22 protein-coding genes are annotated in these 21,287 nt (G+C 75.6%); 11 read left to right on the top strand and 11 right to left on the bottom strand.

Features of this window, described 5'->3' with window-relative positions:
- Positions 1 to 41: 41 nt before the first annotated feature.
- Together BMY88_RS00500 and BMY88_RS00495 are read right to left on the bottom strand one after the other, a co-directional pair.
- The gene (locus BMY88_RS00500; RefSeq protein WP_091939035.1) at positions 42 to 1,352 is read right to left on the bottom strand and encodes a class I SAM-dependent RNA methyltransferase; all 1,311 of its coding nucleotides are present in this window, start codon (positions 1,350 to 1,352) and stop codon (positions 42 to 44) included.
- Entirely contained in the window at positions 1,345 to 3,381 is a 2,037-nt protein-coding gene (locus BMY88_RS00495) for an APC family permease (protein WP_091939899.1), read from the bottom strand. Before BMY88_RS00495 ends, BMY88_RS00500 begins: the two co-directional genes overlap by 8 nt.
- A 174-nt stretch (positions 3,382 to 3,555) precedes the next feature.
- Here BMY88_RS00495 and BMY88_RS00490 point away from each other — a divergent pair, with 174 nt between their 5' ends.
- Together BMY88_RS00490 and BMY88_RS00485 are read left to right on the top strand one after the other, a co-directional pair.
- A complete protein-coding gene (locus tag BMY88_RS00490) occupies positions 3,556 to 4,224 on the top strand; it encodes a potassium channel family protein (protein ID WP_091939034.1) in 669 nt (222 codons plus the stop codon).
- Positions 4,224 to 4,886: a potassium channel family protein gene (locus BMY88_RS00485; RefSeq protein WP_091939032.1), complete on the top strand. Its 663-nt coding sequence runs from the start codon at positions 4,224 to 4,226 to the stop codon at positions 4,884 to 4,886. The genes BMY88_RS00490 and BMY88_RS00485 overlap by 1 nt, the downstream gene beginning before the upstream one ends.
- A gap of 13 nt (positions 4,887 to 4,899) precedes the next feature.
- Here BMY88_RS00485 and BMY88_RS00480 read toward each other — a convergent pair whose 3' ends face one another.
- The 7 genes from BMY88_RS00480 to BMY88_RS00450 are packed head-to-tail and all read right to left on the bottom strand — an operon-like array spanning position 4,900 to position 9,362.
- The gene (locus BMY88_RS00480; RefSeq protein ID WP_244524381.1) at positions 4,900 to 5,751 is read right to left on the bottom strand and encodes a DUF3159 domain-containing protein; all 852 of its coding nucleotides are present in this window, start codon (positions 5,749 to 5,751) and stop codon (positions 4,900 to 4,902) included.
- Complete coding sequence (locus BMY88_RS00475; protein ID WP_091939030.1) at positions 5,748 to 6,125, bottom strand: OB-fold nucleic acid binding domain-containing protein; 378 nt, start codon at positions 6,123 to 6,125, stop codon at positions 5,748 to 5,750. Before BMY88_RS00475 ends, BMY88_RS00480 begins: the two co-directional genes overlap by 4 nt.
- Complete coding sequence (locus BMY88_RS00470; protein ID WP_091939028.1) at positions 6,122 to 6,907, bottom strand: alpha/beta hydrolase family protein; 786 nt, start codon at positions 6,905 to 6,907, stop codon at positions 6,122 to 6,124. Before BMY88_RS00470 ends, BMY88_RS00475 begins: the two co-directional genes overlap by 4 nt.
- Entirely contained in the window at positions 6,904 to 7,629 is a 726-nt protein-coding gene (locus tag BMY88_RS00465; protein WP_091939026.1) for a DUF3710 domain-containing protein, read from the bottom strand. The genes BMY88_RS00470 and BMY88_RS00465 overlap by 4 nt, the downstream gene beginning before the upstream one ends.
- 1 nt (position 7,630) lies before the next feature.
- Entirely contained in the window at positions 7,631 to 8,110 is a 480-nt protein-coding gene (gene dut / locus BMY88_RS00460) for a dUTP diphosphatase (RefSeq protein ID WP_244524380.1), read from the bottom strand.
- A 19-nt stretch (positions 8,111 to 8,129) separates the two neighbouring features.
- Positions 8,130 to 9,029, bottom strand: coding sequence for a hypothetical protein (locus BMY88_RS00455; protein ID WP_091939023.1), 900 nt, complete (start codon positions 9,027 to 9,029; stop codon positions 8,130 to 8,132).
- 33 nt (positions 9,030 to 9,062) lie between these two features.
- Complete coding sequence (locus tag BMY88_RS00450) at positions 9,063 to 9,362, bottom strand: DUF4193 domain-containing protein (RefSeq protein ID WP_091939021.1); 300 nt, start codon at positions 9,360 to 9,362, stop codon at positions 9,063 to 9,065.
- 276 nt (positions 9,363 to 9,638) lie between these two features.
- Here BMY88_RS00450 and BMY88_RS00445 point away from each other — a divergent pair, with 276 nt between their 5' ends.
- Together BMY88_RS00445 and BMY88_RS00440 are read left to right on the top strand one after the other, a co-directional pair.
- Positions 9,639 to 10,682, top strand: a complete 1,044-nt coding sequence (locus BMY88_RS00445) for a phosphotransferase family protein (RefSeq protein ID WP_091939019.1) — start codon at positions 9,639 to 9,641, stop codon at positions 10,680 to 10,682.
- Between the two features lie 47 nt (positions 10,683 to 10,729).
- On the top strand, positions 10,730 to 11,281 hold the full coding sequence (locus tag BMY88_RS00440) for a LytR C-terminal domain-containing protein (protein ID WP_091939018.1): 552 nt from the start codon (positions 10,730 to 10,732) through the stop codon (positions 11,279 to 11,281).
- A 17-nt stretch (positions 11,282 to 11,298) separates the two neighbouring features.
- Here the strand turns inward: BMY88_RS00440 and BMY88_RS00435 are convergent, their stop codons facing one another.
- Positions 11,299 to 12,111, bottom strand: coding sequence for an inositol monophosphatase family protein (locus BMY88_RS00435; protein WP_091939015.1), 813 nt, complete (start codon positions 12,109 to 12,111; stop codon positions 11,299 to 11,301).
- A gap of 36 nt (positions 12,112 to 12,147) precedes the next feature.
- On the opposite strand from BMY88_RS00435, the gene ppgK reads away from it, so the two are divergent.
- The 5 genes from ppgK to BMY88_RS00410 all read left to right on the top strand — a co-directional run bounded on the left by ppgK (position 12,148) and on the right by BMY88_RS00410 (position 18,984).
- Positions 12,148 to 12,891, top strand: coding sequence for a polyphosphate--glucose phosphotransferase (gene ppgK, locus BMY88_RS00430; protein WP_091939013.1), 744 nt, complete (start codon positions 12,148 to 12,150; stop codon positions 12,889 to 12,891).
- Between the two features lie 283 nt (positions 12,892 to 13,174).
- Positions 13,175 to 14,488 (top strand): RNA polymerase sigma factor, encoded by a 1,314-nt coding sequence (locus tag BMY88_RS00425; RefSeq protein ID WP_091939011.1) that lies wholly within the window; start codon positions 13,175 to 13,177, stop codon positions 14,486 to 14,488.
- 439 nt (positions 14,489 to 14,927) lie between these two features.
- Positions 14,928 to 15,137 carry a DUF7455 domain-containing protein gene (locus tag BMY88_RS00420; protein ID WP_211435403.1) on the top strand — a complete coding sequence of 70 codons (210 nt, stop codon included), beginning with the start codon at positions 14,928 to 14,930 and terminating at the stop codon, positions 15,135 to 15,137.
- A gap of 563 nt (positions 15,138 to 15,700) precedes the next feature.
- Positions 15,701 to 17,833, top strand: coding sequence for a VanW family protein (locus BMY88_RS00415; RefSeq protein WP_244524379.1), 2,133 nt, complete (start codon positions 15,701 to 15,703; stop codon positions 17,831 to 17,833).
- A gap of 89 nt (positions 17,834 to 17,922) precedes the next feature.
- The gene (locus BMY88_RS00410) at positions 17,923 to 18,984 is read left to right on the top strand and encodes a YhjD/YihY/BrkB family envelope integrity protein (RefSeq protein WP_091939891.1); all 1,062 of its coding nucleotides are present in this window, start codon (positions 17,923 to 17,925) and stop codon (positions 18,982 to 18,984) included.
- Positions 18,985 to 19,020: 36 nt separating this feature from the next.
- Here BMY88_RS00410 and BMY88_RS00405 read toward each other — a convergent pair whose 3' ends face one another.
- Positions 19,021 to 19,248 (bottom strand): DUF3039 domain-containing protein, encoded by a 228-nt coding sequence (locus tag BMY88_RS00405; RefSeq protein ID WP_091939008.1) that lies wholly within the window; start codon positions 19,246 to 19,248, stop codon positions 19,021 to 19,023.
- Positions 19,249 to 19,315: 67 nt separating this feature from the next.
- Between BMY88_RS00405 and BMY88_RS00400 the strand changes: the two genes are divergently transcribed.
- Together BMY88_RS00400 and BMY88_RS00395 are read left to right on the top strand one after the other, a co-directional pair.
- The gene (locus BMY88_RS00400; protein WP_091939006.1) at positions 19,316 to 20,245 is read left to right on the top strand and encodes a pseudouridine-5'-phosphate glycosidase; all 930 of its coding nucleotides are present in this window, start codon (positions 19,316 to 19,318) and stop codon (positions 20,243 to 20,245) included.
- 5 nt (positions 20,246 to 20,250) lie between these two features.
- Complete coding sequence (locus tag BMY88_RS00395; protein ID WP_091939004.1) at positions 20,251 to 21,126, top strand: carbohydrate kinase family protein; 876 nt, start codon at positions 20,251 to 20,253, stop codon at positions 21,124 to 21,126.
- Positions 21,127 to 21,287: the final 161 nt, after the last annotated feature.

The following is a 21,287-nucleotide window of genomic DNA, read 5'->3' as shown; positions in this document are numbered from 1 at the left end:
CGCCTACGGCCCGGCCCCGGGTCCTTCCGGTCGCCCAGGAATCACGCGCCGGGGACGAGCAGCGCCACGCACTCGACGTGGGCCGTCATCGGGAAGGCGTCGAACGCGCGCAGGCCGGCGAGCCGCCAGCCCTCGGCGGCGAACGCGCCGACGTCGCGGGCGAGCGCGGCCGGGTCGCAGGCCACGTAGACGACCGCCCGCGCGCCCGAGCCGGCCAGGACGCGACTCACCGCCCCGCCCGCCCCGGCCCGCGGGGGATCCAGGACGACGACCGACGGGGCGCCGCCCAGGTCGTCCAGCAGCCCGGCCAGCCCCTCGGCGTCGACCTCGCCCTGCCACACCTCGGCCTGCGGGAGACCGGCCAGGTTGGCCTCCGCCGCGGCGCACGCCTCCCCGTCGGCCTCCACGCAGACCACGCGACCCTCCGGCCCGGCGGCGGGCGCCAGCGCGCCACCGAAGAGTCCGGCTCCGGCATAGAGGTCGAGGACGGTCTCCCCCGGCGCCACCGCGGCGAACGCCGCCACCGCCGACACCAGCGCGTCGGCGGCGGCCGGGTGGACCTGCCAGAAGCCGGTCCCCTCGACCTCCCAGTCGCGCCCCCCGGCCGTTCGGGCGGCGCGGGCCCCCGGCTCCTCGGGCAGGCCGCCGCCGGGCCGCAGGACGCGCGAGGACGTCGGGTGCCCCCGCCGGTCCAGGCGGGTGGTGGTGACCGCGCCGGTCGAGTCCACCGCGACGTCGACCGCGCCGGCGCCGGGCCAGCGGCGCTGCAGCACCGCGGCCGCCGCCGGCTCCGCGGTGATCGGGCAGTCGTCGAGGACGACGACGTCGTGCGAGCGGTGCCGGCGCAGCCCCGGCGTCCCCGCGCGGTCCACCGCGAACCGGGCGCGGGAGCGCCAGCGCAGCGAGCCGCCGGGCAGCTCCTCGACCACGAGGCCGGCGATCACCGGGTCGGCGGCCGACCCGGCCGACCGCCCCAGCTGCTCGCGGACGACGGCGGCCTTGAGCCGGTGCTGCTCGGCGAAGGAGACGTGCTGCCAGTCGCAGCCACCGCAGCGGCCGGGGCCGCTGTGGGGGCAGGGCCGCTCGACGCGGTGCTCGGAGCCCTCGACCACCTCGACGGCATCGGCCCGGCAGTACCCGGGGTGGCGGTCCTCGGTGACCTGCACGACGACCCGTTCCCCCGGCAGCGCGTGCCGGACGAAGACGACGCGGCCCTCGTGCCGGGCCACGCAGTGCCCGCCGTGGGCGACCGCCCCGACCTCGACCTCGAACCGGCGCCCTGCCCAGCCCAGACCGCGGTCCGCGCGAGCCGGCCGGGGCGCGCGGGGCGGCCGGGCCCGGCGATCAGCCATACGGCGTGTCCTCGGCGTCGTCGGTGATGCCCCGGCGGAGGTCACCCGGGGCCGGGCCGCCGCGGCGGTCGTCGAGGTCCCGGCCGACCGAGCTCTCCAGCTGCCACGGCACGGTGGTGATCATGACGCCGGGCTGGAACTGCAGTCGGGCGCGCAGCCGCAGGGCGCTCTGGTTGTGCAGCAGGTTCTCCCACCAGTGGCCGACCACGTACTGGGGCACGAACACGACGACCAGGTCGCGCGGGCTCTTCCGGCGGATCGCCTTGACGTAGTCGACGACGGGGCGGGTGATCTCCCGGTACGGCGACTCGAGGACCGTGAGCGGCACCGGGATGTCGTAGCGCTCCCAGTCGGCCTGCAGCCCCCGCAGCTCGGTGTCGTCGACGTCGACGGTGAGCGCGGTGAGCGCGTCGGGCCGGGTGGCGCGGGCGAAGGCCAGCGCCCGCAGCGTCGGCTTGTGCACCTTGGAGACCAGGACGATGGCGTTCACCCGGCTCGGCAGCGTCCGGGCGTCGGTGTCGGGCACCAGCTGCGCGGAGACGTGCGAGTAGTGCCGGTTGATCGCGCGCATGAGGAGGAACAGGACCGGCATCACCGCGATGACCAGCCAGGCGCCGTGGGTGAACTTCGTGACGACGATGATCACCAGGACGACGGTGGTGAGCGAGCCGCCGACGGTGTTGATCACCTGCGAGCGGCGCATCCGGCGGCGCGCGGCCGGGTCCCGCTCGAGGCCGAGCTCGCGCCGCCAGTGCCGCACCATCCCCCACTGGCCGATCGTGAAGCTGGTGAAGACCCCGATGATGTAGAGCTGGATGAGCCGGGTGACGTCGGCCTCGAACGCGATGATCATCAGGGCGGCGAAACCGGCGAGCAGCAGGATGCCGTTGCTGAAGACCAGCTTGTCGCCGCGGGTGTGCAGCTGGCGCGGCAGGAAGCGGTCCTGCGCCAGGACCGAGCCCAGCAGCGGGAAGCCGTTGAAGGCGGTGTTGGCCGCGAGGACCAGCACCAGCGCGGTCGCGGCCTGCACGAAGAAGAACCCGACCGACGTGTCGCCGCCGAACGTGACCGCGGCGAGCTGGGCGATGACGGTGCGCTGGGGCTCGGTCTCGCAGTCGGCGAAGCCCTCGAGGTCGCAGGCGTGCTCGACGTACTTCACGTCGGTCAGCAGGGCCAGCGCGGTCACGCCGACGAACATGGTGGCGGCGATGCCGCCCATCAGCGCGAGGGTGCTGGCCGCGTTCCTGCTCTTGGGCGGCCGGAAGGCGGGCACCCCGTTGGCGATCGCCTCCACCCCCGTCAGCGCGGTGCAACCCGACGCGAACGCGCGCAGCGCGAAGAACAGCAGCGCCAGCCCGCCGAGCTGCTCGTAGGCGGGCTCCGGCGTCACCGTGTACCCGGCGGTCTCCGCGGCCAGGGCGCCGTCGGTGGCGAACCAGCGGACGAGGCCGGTCACGATCATGACCGCGATGCCGCTGATGAACAGGTAGGTGGGGACGGCGAACGCCCGGCCCGACTCGCGCAGGCCGCGGAGATTCGCCGCGGCCAGGAGGGCGACGAGGCCGACGGCGATGGCCACGCGGTGCTCGTCGAGGCCCGGGAACGCCGAGATGATGTTGTCGGTGCCCGCCGACACCGACACCGCGACCGTCATGACGTAGTCCACGAGCAGGGCGCTGGCCACCGTGAGCCCGGCGAACTGCCCGTGGTTCTTCATGGCGACCTCGTAGTCGCCGCCGCCCGAGGGGTAGGCGTGGACCACCTGGCGGTAGCTGAGGACCACCGTGATGAGCAGCACCACGACGGCGGCGGCCAGCCAGGGCGCCAGGTAGAGGAACGCCGTGCCGGCCAGCGTCAGGACGATCAGGATCTCCTGGGTGGCGTAGGCCACGGAGGAGAGCGGGTCGCTGGCGAAGATCGGCAGCGCGTACCGCTTGGGCAGCAGCGACTCACCCAGCCGGTCGCTGCGGACCGGGCGGCCGAGGACGAGCCGTTTCGGGAGTTGTCCGAGGTCGGACAGCGATGGCACGGCGGCGATGGTACGGACGACCGGCCGCATCGCGCCGCGGCGCGGCGCGCACCCCGCCCGTGAGAGGGACCTCCCCCCGGCCCCCACCCCGCAGGCCCCGGCGGGTGTAGCTTCGCGCGCGGTGCGGGTGGGACGCACGCCTCCCAGATCCCACCCCCGGATGAGGAGCGACACGTGCACGTGGTCGTCATGGGCTGCGGCCGCGTCGGCTCGGCCATCGCGCGGCGGCTGGAGGAGGTCGGCCACAGCGTCGCGGTCATCGACCAGGACCCCGAGGCCTTCCGCCGGCTCGGTCCGGACTTCACCGGGCGCCAGGTCACCGGCCTGGGGTTCGACCGGCAGACGCTGCTGGACGCCGGCATCGACTCCGCCGGCGCCTTCGCCGCGGTCAGCAGCGGCGACAACTCGAACATCATCAGCGCCCGCGTGGCCCGCGAGACGTTCGGCGTCCAGCACGTCGTCGCCCGCATCTACGACTCCAAGCGGGCGGAGGTCTACGAGCGGATGGGCATCCCGAGCGTGGCCACCGTCCCCTGGACGGTGAACCGCCTGCTGCGCGAGCTGCTGTCGGTCAAGGTCAACGAGCTGTGGCGGGAACCGACCGGCCAGGTGCTGATGCTGCGGGTCACCGTCACCGACGTGTGGGTGGGGCATCCGCTCGCCGAGCTGGAGCAGGCCACTAGCGCGCGGGCGGCCTGGCTGGTCCGGTTCGGCGAGGCGCAGCTGGCCACGCAGACCACCGTGCTCCAGGACGGCGACCAGATCGTGCTCGCCGCCACCGACGCGATCACCGCGCGGGTGCACCAGATCGTCGAGCGCGGCCCCGAGAGAGGGCAGGACTGATGCGGGTCGCCATCGTGGGCGCGGGCGCCGTCGGCCGCTCGATCGCCGGGGAGCTGCTGAGCAACGGGCACACCGTGATGCTCATCGAGAAGGACCCGAGGAAGGTGCGGACCCGTGCCGTCCCGGGGGCCGAGTGGGTGCAGGCCGACGCGTGCGAGGTGTCCTCGCTCGAGGAGGCCCAGCTCGCCACCTGCGACGTCGTGGTCGCCGCCACCGGCGACGACAAGGCCAACCTGGTCGTGTCGCTGCTGGCCAAGACGGAGTTCGCCGTCAACCGCGTGGTCGCCCGCGTCAAGGACCCGCGCAACGAGTGGCTCTACACCGAGGCCTGGGGGGTCGACGTCGCCGTCTCCACCCCGCGCGTCCTGGCCGCGCTGGTCGAGGAGGCCGTGACCGTCGGCGACGTGGTCCGGCTGATGACCTTCCGCAAGGGCGCGGCCAACCTCGTGGAGATCACCCTCGCCGAGGACACCCCGTGGGTCGGCAAGCCGCTGCGCGAGGTGCCCCTGCCCCGCGAGACGGTGCTGACGGCGATCTTGCGCGGCGACCGCGTGATCACCCCCAGCCCGGACGAGCCGCTGGAGGCCGGCGACGAGCTGCTGTTCGTCACCCATGCCGACGTCGAGGAGCAGCTGCAGGAGGTCCTCTCCGCCGCCCGCTGAGCGCGGCGGCCGGTCAGGCGGCGCGCGGGGGGAGCGCCGGGGCGCGGTGGCGGTGCAGCCGCGCGATGACCCACAGCGTCACGGCGAGCTCGACGACCGTCACGGGGATGCCCAGCAGCAGCGAGACGACGCCGAGCGCCGTGGCGTCGTCGTCCTCGCTCAGGAAGTACAGCGGGCCGGTGATCGCCGCCCGCAGGAGGAAGACCGCCCCCCACAGGACGGTCAGCCAGCCGTAGGCGCGCACCAGCCGGCGGTCGTCGCGCCAGTGGCACTCCGCCGCGGGATCGGCGGCGCGGGTGCCGGTGTCGGGGTCGCGCTCCGCCGGCTGCAGGACCGCCGAGGCGCGGTGCAGGCGGCCGCGCATGCCCGGCGGGTGCGCCGTGGTGGTCGCCATCGCCCCCAGGTGGCTCGGCGCGAGGAACTCGGCGATGACCCCGACCAGCGGCCAGCGCACCAGCACCGAGCCGAGCAGCAGCAGGCCGATCCCCACGTTGCGGATGATGCCGACGACGTAGAAGTCGCGGGCCTGGCCCGAGTAGGCCGCGATGGCCACCGCGACGCCGACCGCGAACAGCCCGCTGACGGCCTGCTGGATGCTCTCCCGCCGGGCCATGCGCAGCAGGAACACGAGGAGGGCCGCACCCAGCGCGCTCCAGATGCCGACGCGCAGCCCACCGAGGGAGTTGGCGACGATGAACGCGACGGTCGGCAGCGTGGCGTCGACCATCCCGCGCCAGCCGCCCAGCTGGTCGAGCACGAGGTGGCGGTCGAACACCGGGGTCCGGCTACCGCCGTCGTCGGCGGCGGACCGCTCCTCCTCCGTCGCCCCGCCCGGTGGGCGGTCGTTCCCGGCCTCAGCCGTCACCCGACGCCCAGCTCGTACCAGGGGTTGTAGATGACCTCGCGACCCTCGAACGAGCCGAAGCGGCCGCGCGCGGTGAGCGTGCGCCCGGGCTCGATGCCGGCGATGCGCCGGCGCCCCAGCCAGACCAGCGTGACCGAACCCGAGCCGTCGAACAGCTCGGCCTCGAGGGTGGGCACGGTCTCCCGGGGCGTGTAGACGACCGACTTCAGCCGCCCGGTCACGGTGACCACCGCGCCCCTGCGGCAGGCGCTGACGGCCTCGCAGCCGGCGCTGGCGGCCTCGTCGCGCAACTGCTCGGCGTCACGGGTGTGGTCGTCGGCGGTGAGCCGCTGCAGGGTCCGGGTGAACCAGCCGCTCGGCCGGGTCTCTGTCACGGATCCAGGGTAGCTCCGGCGGCGGCGCGGGCGGCACGGGAGCGCAGCCACTCCCGCACCAGACCCCAGGCAGGCCCCTCCGGATCGACGAGCGACATGTGGTCCCCGGGCACCAGCCGCAGCTCGGCGCGGTCCCCGGCACGCGTGGCCGCCTGCACGTAGCGCTCGCTCTGCTCGGGCGGGACGACGTCGTCCTCCGTGCCGTGCACGCAGAGGACCTCGGCGCCGGTGGGCAGCAGCCGGACCGGGCTGGCCAGTGCGGCGACGTCCGGCGTCGGCGGCCCGCCGAGCAGGTTCCGCACGGCCCCGCGGCCCAGGTCCTGCTCGGCGGCCCGCTCCAGGTCGAGCACCCCGGCCTGCAGGACGGCGGCCGCGACCCGGACGCGGGGGCCGGCGCCCGGCGCACCCGGGGGCAGCAGCGGGCGGGCCGCGGCCCAGGCGGCCAGGTGCCCGCCGGCGGAGTGCCCGACGACCGTCACGTCCGAGAGGTCCAGCCGGCCGGCCTCCTCGAGCCCGGGCAGCGCGTCCAGGGCGTCGGCGAGGTCCTGGACGGTCTCCGGCCAGCCCCCGCCCGCGCCGACCCGGCGGTACTCCACGGCGACGGCGGCGAACCCGGCGGCCGCGAGGTCGGCGGCCAGCGGGCGGGCCGGCTCCACCCCGTACGCGGCACGCCAGAAGCCGCCGTGCACGACCACGACGACGGGCGCCGGGGAGGCGCCGTCGGGCAGGAAGAGCTCCAGGAACTGGTCCGGGTGCGGCCCGTAGGCCACTCCCGGCGTCACGCCTGCTGCGGTGGCGGGGCCGGTCGGGCGGCGCCCCCGGCCTGCTGCCGGGCGGCCTGCTGGGCCGCGACCTGCGCCGCGGCCTGCGGCGGCAGGGCGAGCGGCAGCTGCTCGCGCACGGGCATCGGCGCCGAGCCGCGGACGACGACGATCCCGCGGAAGACCGTCTCCAGCGGGGCGGCGGCCTCGGGGCTCGCTGCCGCGGGCCCGCTGATCATCCCGCGCAGGAACCAGCGCGGGCCGTCGACGCCGAGGAAGCGCGTGGCCCGCCGCTCGGGGGCCGGCGCCGCCTGCCCGGGCTGGGCCGGCGGGGTCACGCGCACGTGCCCGGCGAGCTCCCGGCCGAAGGGACCGTCGACCTCCGTGAGCGAGCCGCCCTGCCCCGAGGCGGAGCGGGCCAGGTCGGCGCGGACGTCGTCCCAGATGCCGCCGGCGCGCGGGGCCGCGAAGGCCGCCACCTGCAGCATCGACTCGCCGTGGCGGACGGTGGCCGACACGACCTTCTGCTGCTGGTTGAGGTCCACCCGCAGCTCCGTGCCGCCCACCGCGGGCAGCCGCAGGGAGCCCAGGTCGATGCGGGGGGCGCCGTCTGCGGGCACGTCGACCTCGTCGTAGGGACCGGTGGTCTCCTCGACCTCGCGCTCGCGGAGCTGCGGCTCGGGCGGGACCCCCTTCTCGCGCAGGCTGCGGTCGATGCGGTTGCGACGCTTTCCGAACGGCATGTCAGGCCTCCCCGCCCAGGCCGGTGGAGCCGTGGCCGCCGGCGCCGCGATCGCTCGCCGGCAGGTCCTCGACCGGCACGAACCGGGCCCGGACCACCGGCTGCACGACGAGCTGGGCGACCCGGTCACCGCGCCGCAGCGTGAGCGGCGTGGTCGGGTCGAGGTTCACGAGATTCACCTTGATCTCCCCCCGGTAGCCGGCGTCGATGGTCCCCGGTGCGTTCACCAGGCTCAGCCCGAGCCGGTGGGCGAGCCCCGACCGGGGGTGGACGAACCCGGCGTACCCCTCCGGGATCGCCACGGCCACCCCCGTGCCGACGAGGGCGCGCTGGAACGGCGCCAGCTCGACGTCCTCCGCGAGGGCCAGGTCGGCGCCGGCGTCGCCGGGCAGGGCGTAGCGGGGCGCGACCGCCTCCGGCGCGGTCAGCCGGACCGGCACCTCCACCTCGGCGCGGCCGGGGGGATCGGAGGGGTGCAGCACGTCGGCGACCCTATAAGGCTCAGGGCCGGGGCCCGCGGAGGTCGGCCCGGAGCCGCCGGGCCAGCGTCTCGGTCGCCTTCCGGTTGCCGCGCCCGCCCAGCGCGGCCCCCAGGAGGAACGGCGCCGCGGCCGGAGCGCTCCGGGCCAGCCGGCGGCCCAGGCGGCGGCGCAGGGCGGAGAAGGCGACGACGCCCAGCACCGAGGCCGGCCCGGTGCCGCCCGTCCGGTCGACCGAGCGCTGGGCCGACCAGCCGGCCAGGTAGGCGGCGGCCCGCCGGCGCGCGTCGCCGTCCGGTGCGCGGCCGTGCAGCTCGTGCAGCTCGCCGAGCAGCACGACCTCCACCGCGGCGGTCAGGACGGTCTCGGCGGCCAGCTCCAGGGGAAGTGCCAGGAGCGACGGCGGCGCGAACCAGTGCGCGGCAGCGAGCCCGCCGGTGGCCGCGCCGACGGCGGCCGTGAGCCGCCCGGCCCTGGCGACCAGCGCGTCGGCGATCTCCTCGTCGGTCGCGCCCGGGTGCGCGGCCCGCAACCGGGCGGCGTCGCGGATGGGCAGTCGCGGGGCTGCGGCGGCCAGCAGGTCGCCCAGCAGCGCCCCCGACCTCGGGTCGCCGGGAGGCGCGACGCCGTCCGTGCGGCCCGGGGCGCCGGCGCGACCGGACCCGACCGCGGCGGCGACGGCGGCCGCCACGTCACGCAGGGCGCCGCCGACGGCGCGGGCGGCCGCACCGGGGCCCGCGGCCGCCTCGTGGCCGGGCTCGCGCAGGAGCCCCGCCACCGCCACGGCGAGCAGCCGGGCAGCGCGGGCCGCGCCGCCGCCCGCTTCCGGCGTGCCGGAGGCGGGCGGAGGTGTCCCGGGCCCGGGCACCGGCCGCGGTGGCGGCACCTCGCGCTCCGGCCCGATGCGCAGCGGCCCGCTCATGGTCCCCCTCGTGGCGTTCCGGTGGCCGCTACCTCAGGCGCAGTCGCGGCAGAGCAGCTGGTCGCCTCGGGTGGCGGCCAGTCGGGTGCGGTGCTGCACCAGGAAGCAGCGCGAGCAGGTGAACTCGTCCTCCTGCTTGGGCAGGACCCGCACGGTGAGCTCCTCGTTGCTCAGGTCCGCGCCGGGCAGTTCGAGGTTCTCGTTGAAGTCCGTCTCGTCGACGTCGACGGACGAGGACTGAGCCTCCGCGCGTCGCGCCTTGAGCTCCTCGAGCGAGTCCTCGCCGAGCTCGTCCGCCTCGTTGCGGCGCGGGGCGTCGTAGTCGGTGGCCATGTGTGTGCCCCTCCTCCGGGGTGCTGTCGGGCTCTCGCCCGGCTGGTCGACGGGGGCGCGGGGCGCCACCGTCCTGGCCGGCCGCAACAAGCGACCGGTTGGTCCGTGCTCGTGTCCCTCGCCGGGCCACCCCGTTCCCGACTCGAGAGCCGGCGCAGCGGACCGGCAGGCCCCCCAACGCCGACCGGCCCCGGTTTGTGCCCGGCTGCCGCCGACCGACACATCCACGCCGATCTGGCCGGGGGGTCGCGGAGCGCCAGAGGTTACCCTGCGGCCGTGTCGACTCCCGTGGGTGCTGATCCGGCCGTCGTCGGGCCCTACCTCGTCGGCGCGCTCGGCGACGAGCGCTGGCGGCGGGTGGACGTCGAGCTGATCGCCGCCGGCATGTCCAACCTCACGTACGTGGTGACGCCCGAGGGCGGCTCCGCGGACGACTCGGTCATCCTGCGCCGGCCCCCGACCGGCGCCGTGCTGGCCACCGCGCACGACATGGAGCGGGAGCACCGGGTCATCTCCGCGCTGGCCGACACCGCCGTCCCCGTGCCGCGGACGCTGCACCTGTGCACCGACACCGGCGTGCTGGGCGCGCCGTTCTACGTGATGGAGAAGGTCACGGGGGTGCACGTCGTCGAGGAGCTGCCCCCGGGCTACGCCGACACCCCGGCGCAGCGCCGGGCGATCGGCGACGGGCTGGTCGACGTCCTGGCCGACCTGCACGCGGTCGACCCCGCCGCGGTCGGGCTGGCCGACTTCGGGCGCCCCGAGGGCTTCGCCGCGCGCCAGGTGCGGCGCTGGACGAAGCAGTGGGACGCCACCCGCGACCGGGACCGCCCCGACATGGACGCCCTCGCCGCGCGGCTGGCGGAGACGGTGCCCGCCGGCCGGCGGTCCGGGATCGTGCACGGCGACTACCGGCTGGACAACTGCCTGCTCGACCCGGAGACCCCGGGCGGCATCCGCGCCGTCCTGGACTGGGAGATGTCCACCCTCGGCGACCCGCTGACCGACATCGGGATGCTCTTCCTGTACTGGCCGGAGGCCGGCGAGGACCGCCCGGTGCTCAGCACCGTGACCACGCTGCCCGGGTTCCCCACCCGGCGGGAGATCGCCGAGCGGTACGCGCAGCGCAGCGGCGCGGACCTGTCCGACCTCTCCTGGTACGTGGGCTTCGCCTTCTTCAAGTTCGCCGCGATCGTGGCGGGGATCGTCGCCCGCTCGGCCGCCGGCGCCATGGCCGGCAAGGACACCACCGGCTTCGCAGAGCGCATCGGCCCGTGCGTGGAGCTGGGACGCGCCGCGCTGGACGACGGTGCCCTCTAGTCCCACTCCGCGCCCATAGACTCCCGCGCCGTGGGACTGGAGCACCGGTGAGCACGACGACGGACCGTCCGGCGGTCCGGCCGCGCAGTGGCCGCCGCCCCCTTCCCCCACTGATCTTCCTGCTGGTCCTCGCCATCGCCGCGTTCGGCGTCTGGTGGAAGGTGCTCGGCGACGCCGCCGAGAAGGAGGAGCAGGCCGAGGCCGCCTGCGAGGAGGCCGAGGAGGCTCCGCCCGCGCTGGACCCGGCGACGATCTCGCTGCGCGTGCTCAACGCCACCGACACCGCGGGCCTGGCCCAGCAGGTCGCCTCGCAGCTGCAGTCGTTCGGCTTCCAGGTCGAGGAGGTCCTCAACGACGACACCGGCCGGGAGGTCGCCGGCACCGGGGAGCTGCGCTACGGCCGCCGCGGCACCGTGGTCGCCTCGTTCGTCGCGGTGTACGTGCCCGGCGCCGGCGACTGGGTCGACACCCGGGCCACCGAGGTGGTCGACGTCGTGCTCGGCCCGGAGTTCGCCGGCCTGGCCTCGGCCGAGGAGGTCGCCGCCGTGCTCGACTCGGCCTCCGAGGCCCAGGACGTCTGCGGCTCCGGCACGGCCTGAGCCGGGAGTTCCCGCCCTCAGGCGTCGTGCAGGCGGCCCAGCAGCTCGACGAACGGACCGGCCACCGACGGCGCCACCGCGATGGCGATCGGCTCGGCGAACCGGCGACCCGGCAGGCCGGTGACGACGACCCCGGCCTCCGCCGCCACCAGCGCGCCGGCCGCGTGGTCCCACGGGCTGAGGCCCTCCTCGTAGTAGGCGTCGACGCGGCCCGCCGCCACGGTGCACAGGTCCAGCGCCGAGGAGCCGTGCCGGCGGATGTCGCGGACCAGCGGGAGCAGCTCGGCGACGATCCGGCCCTGGATGCGCCGCTGCTCCACGCGGTAGCCGAAGCCGGTGAGGACCAGGGTCTGCTCCAGCGACACGGGGCTGCTGCCGGCGAGCCGCACCGGCTCCGGCTCCGCGGGGGACTCCAGGTACGCGCCACCGCCCAGGGTCGCCGTGTATTGCTCCCCCGTGAGCACGTTGTGCACGACGCCGGCCACCACCTGCCCGTCCACCTCCGCCGCGATGGACACGGAGAAGGCCGGCAGGCCGTAGAGCAGGTTCACGGTGCCGTCGACCGGATCGACGATCCAGCGGACGCCGCTGCTGCCGGCCCGCGCGGCCCCCTCCTCGCCCAGCAGGCCGTCGTCGGGCCGGGCGGCGAGCAGCCGGCCGGTGATCAGCTCCTCGGCGGCCCGGTCGACGGCGGTGACGACGTCGGTGGGGCTGGACTTGGTGTCCACGTCGGCGGCCGCGCCCACCCGCTCCCGCGCGATCAGGTCGGCGGCCTCCCCGGCGGTGGCGACGGCCAGGGCGAGCAGGGCGGCGGGGTTCGGATCGGTCACCCCGCGATCCTCCAGCAGCGCCGCTACGGTGGCGCCGTGCAGGGCTTCGGGGTGGACATCGGTGGCAGTGGCATCAAGGGGTGCGTGGTCGACCTCGACCAGGGCACCCTCGTCGGCGAGCGGGTGCGCATCCCGACCCCGCAGCCCGCGCACCCCGACCCGGTGTGCGACACGGTCGCGGAGATCGTCGCCTCCTTCGGCTGGACCGAGCGGATCGGCGTCACCTTCCCCGGCGTCCTGAAGAAGGGCGTGGCGTACACCGCGGCGAACGTCGACCCGAGCTGGCTGGGCACGAACCTGGCCGCCGGCGTCGAGGAGCGGATCCCCGGCACGGTGCAGACGCTCAACGACGCGGACGCCGCCGGGATCGCCGAGATGCGCTACGGCGCCGGTCGCGGGCACGACGGCGTCGTCCTGATGCTCACCTTCGGCACGGGCATCGGCAGCGCGCTGTTCACCGACGGCGTCCTCGTCCCCAACACGGAGTTCGGGCACATCCAGGTCGACGGGGAGGACGGCGAGCGGCGCGCCTCGGCCTCGGCCCGCGAGCGCGAGGACCTGAGCTACCCCGCCTGGGCCAAGCGGGTGGACCGCTACCTCGACGTCCTGGAGGTCGGGGTCTGGCCGGATCTGATCATCGTGGGCGGCGGGGTCAGCAAGAAGGCCGCGAAGTGGGTGCCGCTGCTGTCCACCCGCACGCCGGTCGTGCCGGCGCAGCTGCTCAACGACGCCGGCATCGTCGGCGCGGCGCTCGCCGCGGCCGAGGGGATCGGCCACTAGCCCCTTCCGCGGGCCGACGGCGGCCGCCCCGGGAAACGCGCAGGTCGCCCCTCCGGGCGAGCCGGGACGACGAAGGCGGTGGAACACGGCGGAACCGTCGTTACAATGGTGGAGCCCCGCCCCCGTCGCTCCCAGCCGAGAGGCTTCCCCCAGCCGCGCGTCGGTCAAACGCCGCGCAGGGCCGCGGGGTTCCACCTCGCGCTCGTCGGCGCGGGTCGAGGCCGTCGCCCGGGGACCGATCGGTCACCCGGGGAACGGGACCCAGCACGGGAAGGAACCCTGAGTGCCCGCCGAAACGCCAGCACCGGACACCGCCACCGCGAGCACCCCTCGCGCCAGGACGGCCGCCGGCAAGGCCGCCCCAGCGGCCCGCAAGAAGGCCCCGGCGAAGAGCCCCGCCAAGACCAGCCGCACCAAGCCGAGCATCGCGCCGTCGTCCGGCGGTGAGGGCGGCGCCGTGCTGACCGCCGTCGCCTCCGACGGGACCGCGGTCGCCGTCCTCGAGGGCGGCGAGGGTCTCAAGCTCGACGAGACCGTCGTGGCCGGCCCGGACGGCGTCGCCGTCGCCGATGCCGAGCCCGCCGCCGAGGAGACCACCGAGGGTGGCGACTTCGAGTGGGACGACGAGGAGGAGTCCGAGGCGCTGCGGCAGGCCCGCAAGGACGCCGAGATGACGGCCTCGGCCGACTCGGTCCGCGCGTACCTCAAGCAGATCGGCAAGGTGGCCCTGCTGAACGCCGAGGAGGAGGTCGACCTCGCCAAGCGCATCGAGGCCGGGCTCTACGCGGCCGAGCGCCTGCGCCAGGCCGAGGAGGAGGGGCAGAAGCTCTCCCCGCAGCTGCGCCGCGACCTCAACTGGATCGTCCGCGACGGCGAGCGCGCCAAGAACCACCTGCTGGAGGCCAACCTCCGCCTCGTGGTCTCCCTGGCCAAGCGCTACACCGGCCGCGGCATGGCCTTCCTGGACCTCATCCAGGAGGGCAACCTCGGCCTGATCCGTGCCGTCGAGAAGTTCGACTACACCAAGGGCTACAAGTTCTCCACGTACGCCACGTGGTGGATCCGCCAGGCGATCACCCGCGCCATGGCCGACCAGGCCCGCACCATCCGCATCCCGGTGCACATGGTCGAGGTCATCAACAAGCTCGGCCGCATACAGCGCGAGCTGCTCCAGGACCTCGGCCGCGAGCCGACGCCCGAGGAGCTCGCCAAGGAGATGGACATCACCCCGGACAAGGTGCTGGAGATCCAGCAGTACGCCCGGGAGCCCATCAGCCTCGACCAGACCATCGGTGACGAGGGCGACAGCCAGCTCGGCGACTTCATCGAGGACTCCGAGGCCGTGGTGGCGGTCGACGCGGTGAGCTTCACGCTCATGCAGGACCAGCTCACCAGCGTGCTGCAGACCCTCTCCGAGCGGGAGGCCGGCGTCGTCCGGCTGCGGTTCGGCCTGACCGACGGCCAGCCCCGCACCCTCGACGAGATCGGGCAGGTCTACGGGGTGACCCGCGAGCGGATCCGCCAGATCGAGTCCAAGACCATGTCGAAGCTGCGCCACCCCAGCCGCTCCCAGGTGCTGCGCGACTACCTGGACTGAGCACCGACCCGCTCCAGCGCTCACGACGGCCCCGGTCTCCCCTGTGGAGGCCGGGGCCGTCGGCGTGACGGGGATGTTGCGCCAGGAGTGACCTCTGTTGCGACGAGGTCACGATCTCACCCTCTGGTGCGGGACGTGCCGTGTACGCCCACACCTGTCGGGTATCCGGCGTAGCGTTGGCCACGTAGAGAACAGCAGCGGACCCACTGCCGGAGCACGACCCGGTGCACGGAACCACGACAGCACGACCGACCGACGACAGATCAGCACCATCCAGAGTTGAGTCCCTGCTGGACCCACCGGCACCATCGGTCCCGGGCACCCCGCCGCACGGCGGGTCCCGCCGACCGACCCGCCGGCCCGGGAACAGGAGAGACCATCCTGGCGCTGTGCAGGAGGCCGATCCGCAATCGCGGGTCCGTGCGGTAGAGAGCGAGTGATGACCCAGATGACCCAGACGCTGACGACGACCACGCCCGCCGACGACCTCGTCGTCCCCTTCCACTGCGACCGCTGCGGGGCGCTGGCCAAGGTGCGGGTCGTCCTTCCCAGTGGCAGCGACCTCGTGTTCTGCGGGCACCACGCCCGCGAGTACGAGGGCAAGCTCCGTGACATGGCCGCCGACATCATCGAGACCGACGGCGAGTAGCCCCGGTCTCACCCGTTCGAGGCGCTATCGTCGCGGACAGCGATGAAGCCCTCACCCGACGCCGCCGCCGGTGTCCCCCGTTCGCGTGATGCGGACGAAGGACACCGGCGGCTCCGTCGTTCCCGGGTAGCACCGGTCGACGGCCACCCGAGGAACACCTGATGCCGCAGCACCCCCAGTCCGTTGACGGGACCACCCAGCCGGACGACACGGTCGTGCCGCCGGCGCGCCCGGCTCCCGAGCCATCCCGCCCGCCCGAGGCCGCGCCTCCCACGGAGGCCTCCCCCGGTCCCGCCGCGGAGCCGGCGCCCCCGGTCGCGGCGGTCGAGCCTCCGCCGGCAGCGGTCGCGCCTCCGGCCACCGAGCCGACGCCTCCGGCCGCCGAGCCGACGCCTCCCGCCGCGCAGCCGTCAACCCCGGTCGCGGCGGTCCAGCCCGCCGCCAAGGAGCCGACGCCTGCCACCGCGGAGGTCGCGCCCCCCGCCGCGGAGCCCGCGCCTGCCGCCGCAGAGCCCGCACCGCCGGTCGCGGAGCCGGCGCCCCCGGCAGCCGAGCAGGCGCCGGTGGCACCGCACGCAGCGCAGGCCCCGTTCTCCGACGACACCCGCCCCGTCCCGCGCGACCGCGGCCCCGTGCCCGGCGACCAGTCCCCGCCGCCGCCGGCCGCGACCGAGCCGGGCCCCACGCCTGCGCCCGCGCCGCAGTGGGACAACACCGCCGACATCCGCTTCGCGCCCGGGCAGGCCCCCGGGGACCAGCCGCCGCCCCCGGCCGCGCCGCCCGCACCCGCGTCGCCCGCACCCGCGGCGCCCACCGGCGGCCGCGCCCTCGACGGACCCGACGGGCCCGACGGGCCCGGCGGCTCCGGCCCGTCGGACGCCGCCCGCCGCCCCTGGTGGCGCCGTCCCGCCGTGCTGACCCCGGTGGCCGCGCTCGTCGTCCTGGGCGGCGCCTACGGCGTCGACGTGCTCGTCGCGGGCGACGACGTCCCCCGCAACACGGTCGTGGCCGGCGTGGACATCGGCGGGCTCTCGCCCGACGCGGCCGCAGCCGAGCTCGAGGAGCGGTTCCAGGAGGGGTTCGCGGCCGAGTACACGCTGCGGGCCGGGGAGGCCTCGAGGACGTTCCTGCCCGCCGCGGACGGCGTGGCGCTGGACGGCGCGGAGACCGTGGCGGCCGCCCCCGAGCAGTCGCTCAACCCCTGGACCCGGCTCACCGGCTTCTTCACCGAGCACGAGGTAGACCCGGTCCTCGAGGGCGTGGACGCCATCCCGGCCCTCGACATCCTCGCCAACGAGGTCGATCTCGCCGCGGTCGACGCCACGATCGCGATCGACGGCACCACCCCGAGCGTCGTCCCGCCGGCCACCGGCCGCGCACTGGACCGCGAGGCGGCCGCCGACGCCATCACCGCTGCCCTGCTCACCGGCGACCCGGCCGACCCGATCGACCTGCCCGTCGAGGAGGTCGCCGTCGCGGTCACCGAGGACGAGGCCCAGCAGGTCCTCGACGAGGTGGTCACCCCGGGCCTGGCAGCGCCGGTCGTCGTCACCAGCGCGGACGGCAGCGCGGAGGTCGAGGTCCCCGTCGAGGCCATCGCCGCCTCCCTCACGTTCAGCCCCGGCGAGGACGGTCGGCTCACGGTCGGCGTCGACCCGGTCCGGCTGGCGGAGGCGATGGGCGACGACCTCACCGCGTCCGGCACGCCGGCGCAGGACGCGCGCTTCGAGGTCGTCGGCGGCGCGGTGCGCGTCGTCCCGTCGGTCGAGGGGACGGGGATCGACCCCGCGGCGCTCGCGACGGAACTCGTCGGCGTCCTGCCCGACCCGGCCCCCCGGTCGGTGACCGTCGACCTCGGCCCGGTGCCCGCGGACCTCACCACGGCCGAGGCCGAGGCCCTCGGCATCCGCGAGGAGATCAGCAGCTTCACCACCACGACGACCAACAACGCCAGCGGCACGAACATCCGGGTCGTCGCCGAGGAGGTCGACGGCGCGCTCGTCCTGCCCGGCGAGACGTTCAGCCTGAACACGTTCACCGGGCCGCGCGGCACCGCGCAGGGGTACGTGCCGGCCAACGTCATCAGCGGCGGCCAGCTCTCCACCGCCGTGGGCGGCGGCATCAGCCAGTTCGCCACGACCATGTTCAACGCGGTGTTCTTCGCCGGCCTCGAGGACGTCTACCACAAGACGCACACCTTCTACATCAGCCGCTACCCGGCCGGCCGGGAGGCGACCGTCTACGAGGGTCAGATCGACCTGCAGTGGCGCAACGACACCGACACCGGCGTCTTCGTCGACACGTCGTGGGCACCGGCCGCCGGGGGCGGCGGCTCGGTCACGGTGACCTTCTACGGCACCAAGCGCTACGAGATCGACGCCGTGGAGGGGGCGCGGACCAACTACCGCGAGCCGCGGTCGCTGGAGAAGCCGGACGCCGACGGCTCGTGCATCCCGCAGACCGGCGTGCGCGGCTTCGACGTGACCGTCACGCGGATCTTCCGCGACCTGCAGACCGGGGCGGAGATCCGGCGCGAGACGTTCAGCACGTCGTACTCCGCCGAGGACAGCATCCGCTGCGTGCCGGTGGCACCCCCGGCGGAGCCGGTCGACCCGAACGCGCCGCCGCCGGCCGCGGGACCCGCCCCCGCGGCGGGTCCGGCCGGGCGCCGGCCGGTCGGACGCCGGGCGGGATGAGGCCGGTGTCGGCCGGATCCGGGTCCCCCGAGCCGGCCGACACCCGTCGTCACCTGCAGCCGGGCGTGCCCGGCGTGCACACTGGTCGGGTGAGCGCCGTGCTGCCCGGGGGCTCCCCCGCCCGCGCCGGCGAGCCCCTCGACGTCCCGCCGGACGGCGAACCGTCCGGCGGGAGCACCGCGTCCGGCGCCGGCCGCCCCCGCGCCGTCGCCCGCTGGACCGCGCCGGTCCGCGTCCCGGCGCACGTGCTGGGCCGGACGGTCGCCAAGGCGTGGCAGGACCGCATCCTGGGGCTGTCGGGCGAGGCCGCCTTCTGGCAGGTGCTCTCCATCCCGCCCCTGCTCATCGGTCTGCTCGGCTCGCTGGGCTACCTCGGCGACTGGATCGGCGGGGACGCCGTGGCCCGCATCGAGGAGCAGCTGGTCGACGCCTCGGCCACCGCCCTCACCGCCGACGTCGTCGACGACCTGGTCCGCCCGACGCTGGCCGACATCCTCGGCTCCGGCCGGCTCGACGTGGTCAGCGTCGGCTTCCTCATCACCCTGTGGGCGGGGTCGTCGGCGACGGCCACGTTCATGAACACGATCGTGATCGCCTACGGCCAGCGCGACGTGCGCGGGCCGATCGCGACGCGGCTGATGGCCCTGTGGCTGTTCGTCGTCGGGCTGCTGCTCGCGGTGCTGACCCTGCCGCTGCTGGTCCTCGGCCCCGGCCTGCTCGTGGACCTGTTCGCCCCGGACTGGCAGGGCACGGCCACCGTGCTGATCAGCGCGGTCTACGGGCCGGTGGTGCTGATCGGCCTGCTCGTAGGGCTGACGAGCTTCTACCACGTGATCCTGCCGCGCCGGCTGCCCTGGCGGCGGCACCTGCCCGGGACGCTGCTGGCGATGGTCTTCTTCTGGATCGCGGCGACGATCCTGCGGATCTACATCACCGACATCCTCGTGGCGGCGCTGCCCTACGGCGCGCTGGCCACCCCGATCGCCGTCCTGCTCTTCTGCTTCTTCTTCGGGATGTCCATCCTGCTGGGCGCCGAGCTCAACGCCACGATCCAGGAGCGCTGGCCGGCCCCGCTGCGGCGCCACGAGAAGCGCCGGCAGCAGCGACGGGCCGAGAAGCTCGAGCGCGCCCGCGGACTGGACTCGCTGTGAGGCCCCGCCCCGGCGCGCGTGCGGGGACGGCGACCGTCACTTCTTGAGCTGCTGGTAGATCTCCTTGCAGGCCGGGCACACCGGGCTGCCCGGCTTCGGGGTCTTCGTCACGGGGAACACCTCGCCGCACAGGGCCTCCACCATGGTGCCCATCACCGCGCTCTCGGCGATCTTGTTCTTGCGCACGTAGTGGAAGACCTCGTTGGCGCTGCCGGTGTCGCCCTCGCGGACGTCGGGCTTCTCGAGGACGTCGGTGCTGCTCACGCGCTGCTCCCTGGCTCGGCGACGGGGCTCGTCCGGAGAACCGGACGACGACGTCCATGATGACAGGGTGACCGCTGCACTCCCCCGTCCTCCCGTCCGGCTGTCCGCCGAGGTCGCCGACGCGCTCGCGTCCGGCGGGCCCGTCGTGGCGCTGGAGAGCACGCTCCTGGCACACGGGCTGCCCCGGCCGGACAACCGGAGCGCGGCCGACGACGTCGAGGCCGCGGTCCGGGCCGGCGGGGCGGTGCCGGCCACGATCGCGGTCCTGGACGGCGTCCCCCACGTGGGGCTCACCGCCGCCCAGGTCGACCGGGTGTGCGCCGACCCCGACCTCGCCAAGCTGGGCGTGCGCGACCTGCCCGTCGCCGCGGCCCTGGGCCTGTCCGGGGCCACCACCGTGTCCAGCACCGCGCTGCTGGCCGAGCGGGCCGGCATCGCGGTGTTCGCCACCGGCGGCCTGGGCGGAGTGCACCGCCAGTCGATCGACACGTTCGACGAGTCCGCCGACCTCACCGCGCTGTCGCGGACGTCACTGGCGGTCGTGTGCGCGGGCGTGAAGTCGATCCTCGACGTGCCGGCGACCCTGGAGCGGCTGGAGAGCCTGTCGGTGACGGTCGTCGGCTACCGCACCCGCACGTTCCCCGGCTTCTACGTGGCGGACTCGGGCCACGGCCTGGACTGGTCGGTCGAGGACCCCGGGCAGGCCGCGGCGGTCCTCGCCGCGCGGCGCCGGCTGGCCCCCGGCGCCGTCGTCGTCGCCAACCCGCTGCCGGTCGACGAGCAGCTCGACCCCGACCTGCACGACCGCGTGATCGCCGGCGCGCTGGCCGCCGCGGACGCCGCCGGCGTGCGCGGCAAGGAGGTCACGCCGTTCGTGCTGGACCACCTGCACCGCGCCAGCGACGGCGCCACGCTCGCCGTCAACGTCCGCCTCGTGCTGCGCAACGCCGAGCTCGCCGGCGCGATCGCCGCGGCGCTGGCCGCGCTGCCGGCCTGAGCGCCGTGCGCCCGGTCGTCGTCGTCGGCGACGTCGCGACCGACGTGGTCGCCGTCCTCTCCGGCGAGGCCGCACCCGGCTCCGACCGCCCCGCCACCGTCCGCACCCGCGGCGGCGGTGCCGGCGCCAACGTGGCGGTGCACCTGGGCCGGCTGGGCGTGCCGGTGACGTTCGCCGGCTGCGTGGGGGCCGATCCCGCCGGCGCCACCCTGCTGGCCGAGCTCGCCGCGGCCGGCGTGACGCCGGCCGTCCGATCGGTGGCCGGCGGGGTCACCGGCACCATCGTCAGCCTGGTCGAGCCGGGCGGGCAGCGCAGCATGCTGGCCGACCGCGGGGCGAACCTGGAGCTCGTCCCGGCCGACGTCCCCGCCCCGGCCGCCGGCGGGCACCTGCACCTGTCGGGCTACACGCTGCTCCACCCGCGGCCGCGGGCGGCCGGGCTGGCCGCCCTGGCCGCCGCCGCGGTCGCCGGGGCGACGACGTCGCTGGACCCGGCCTCCACGGGACCGCTCGCCGGCTACGGCGTGGACCGCTGGCTGGCCGACACCACCGGCGTCACGCTCCTGCTGCCCAACGCGGACGAGGCGCGGCTGCTCACCGGGTGCGCGGATCCGGCCGACGCCGCCCGCGCCCTCGCCGGCCGGCACCCGGCCGTTGCCGTGACCCTGGGAGCCGAGGGAGCGCTGTGGTGCGCCGGCGGCCGGCTCGTGCACCGGCCGGCGCCGGCAACGGCGGTGCTCGACACGACCGGCGCGGGCGACGCCTTCACCGCCGGCCTCCTGGCCGCGTGGCTGCCCGACCCCGACGCCGACCCCGCCGGCCTGCTCGACAGCGGCATGGCCCTGGCCGCCACCGTGGTGCGGCAGCCCGGAGCGCGCTGAGGCAACCGTGACGGGATCGTGACCCGAACATAGGCAAGGACACCCTAAGTTCGGTAAGGCAAACCTGACAACGGCGCCCGGTGCTCTCCTCGCTCGGCGGCCGGCCTCAGGGAGCCCTCGACTGCGGCGCCGCTCCTCGGCGCCCATCCCCCGAACGGAAG

Origin of the sequence: Trujillonella endophytica (genome assembly GCF_900110555.1) — a bacterium.
Taxonomy (GTDB): Bacteria; Actinomycetota; Actinomycetes; order Mycobacteriales; family Geodermatophilaceae; genus Trujillonella; species Trujillonella endophytica.
Note: the sequence above shows the minus strand (reverse complement) of the source record. Positions and strands in the feature narration are given on the sequence as shown.

Coding starts and splice junctions, on each gene's coding strand:
- BMY88_RS00485 (WP_091939032.1), top strand. CDS start 4,224: ATGCGGGTCGCCATCGTGGGCGCGGGCGCCGTCGGCCGCTCGATCGCC.
- BMY88_RS00500 (WP_091939035.1), bottom strand. CDS start 1,352: ATGGCTGATCGCCGGGCCCGGCCGCCCCGCGCGCCCCGGCCGGCTCGC.
- BMY88_RS00420 (WP_211435403.1), top strand. CDS start 14,928: ATGACCCAGATGACCCAGACGCTGACGACGACCACGCCCGCCGACGAC.
- BMY88_RS00455 (WP_091939023.1), bottom strand. CDS start 9,029: ATGAGCGGGCCGCTGCGCATCGGGCCGGAGCGCGAGGTGCCGCCACCG.
- BMY88_RS00465 (WP_091939026.1), bottom strand. CDS start 7,629: ATGCCGTTCGGAAAGCGTCGCAACCGCATCGACCGCAGCCTGCGCGAG.
- BMY88_RS00450 (WP_091939021.1), bottom strand. CDS start 9,362: ATGGCCACCGACTACGACGCCCCGCGCCGCAACGAGGCGGACGAGCTC.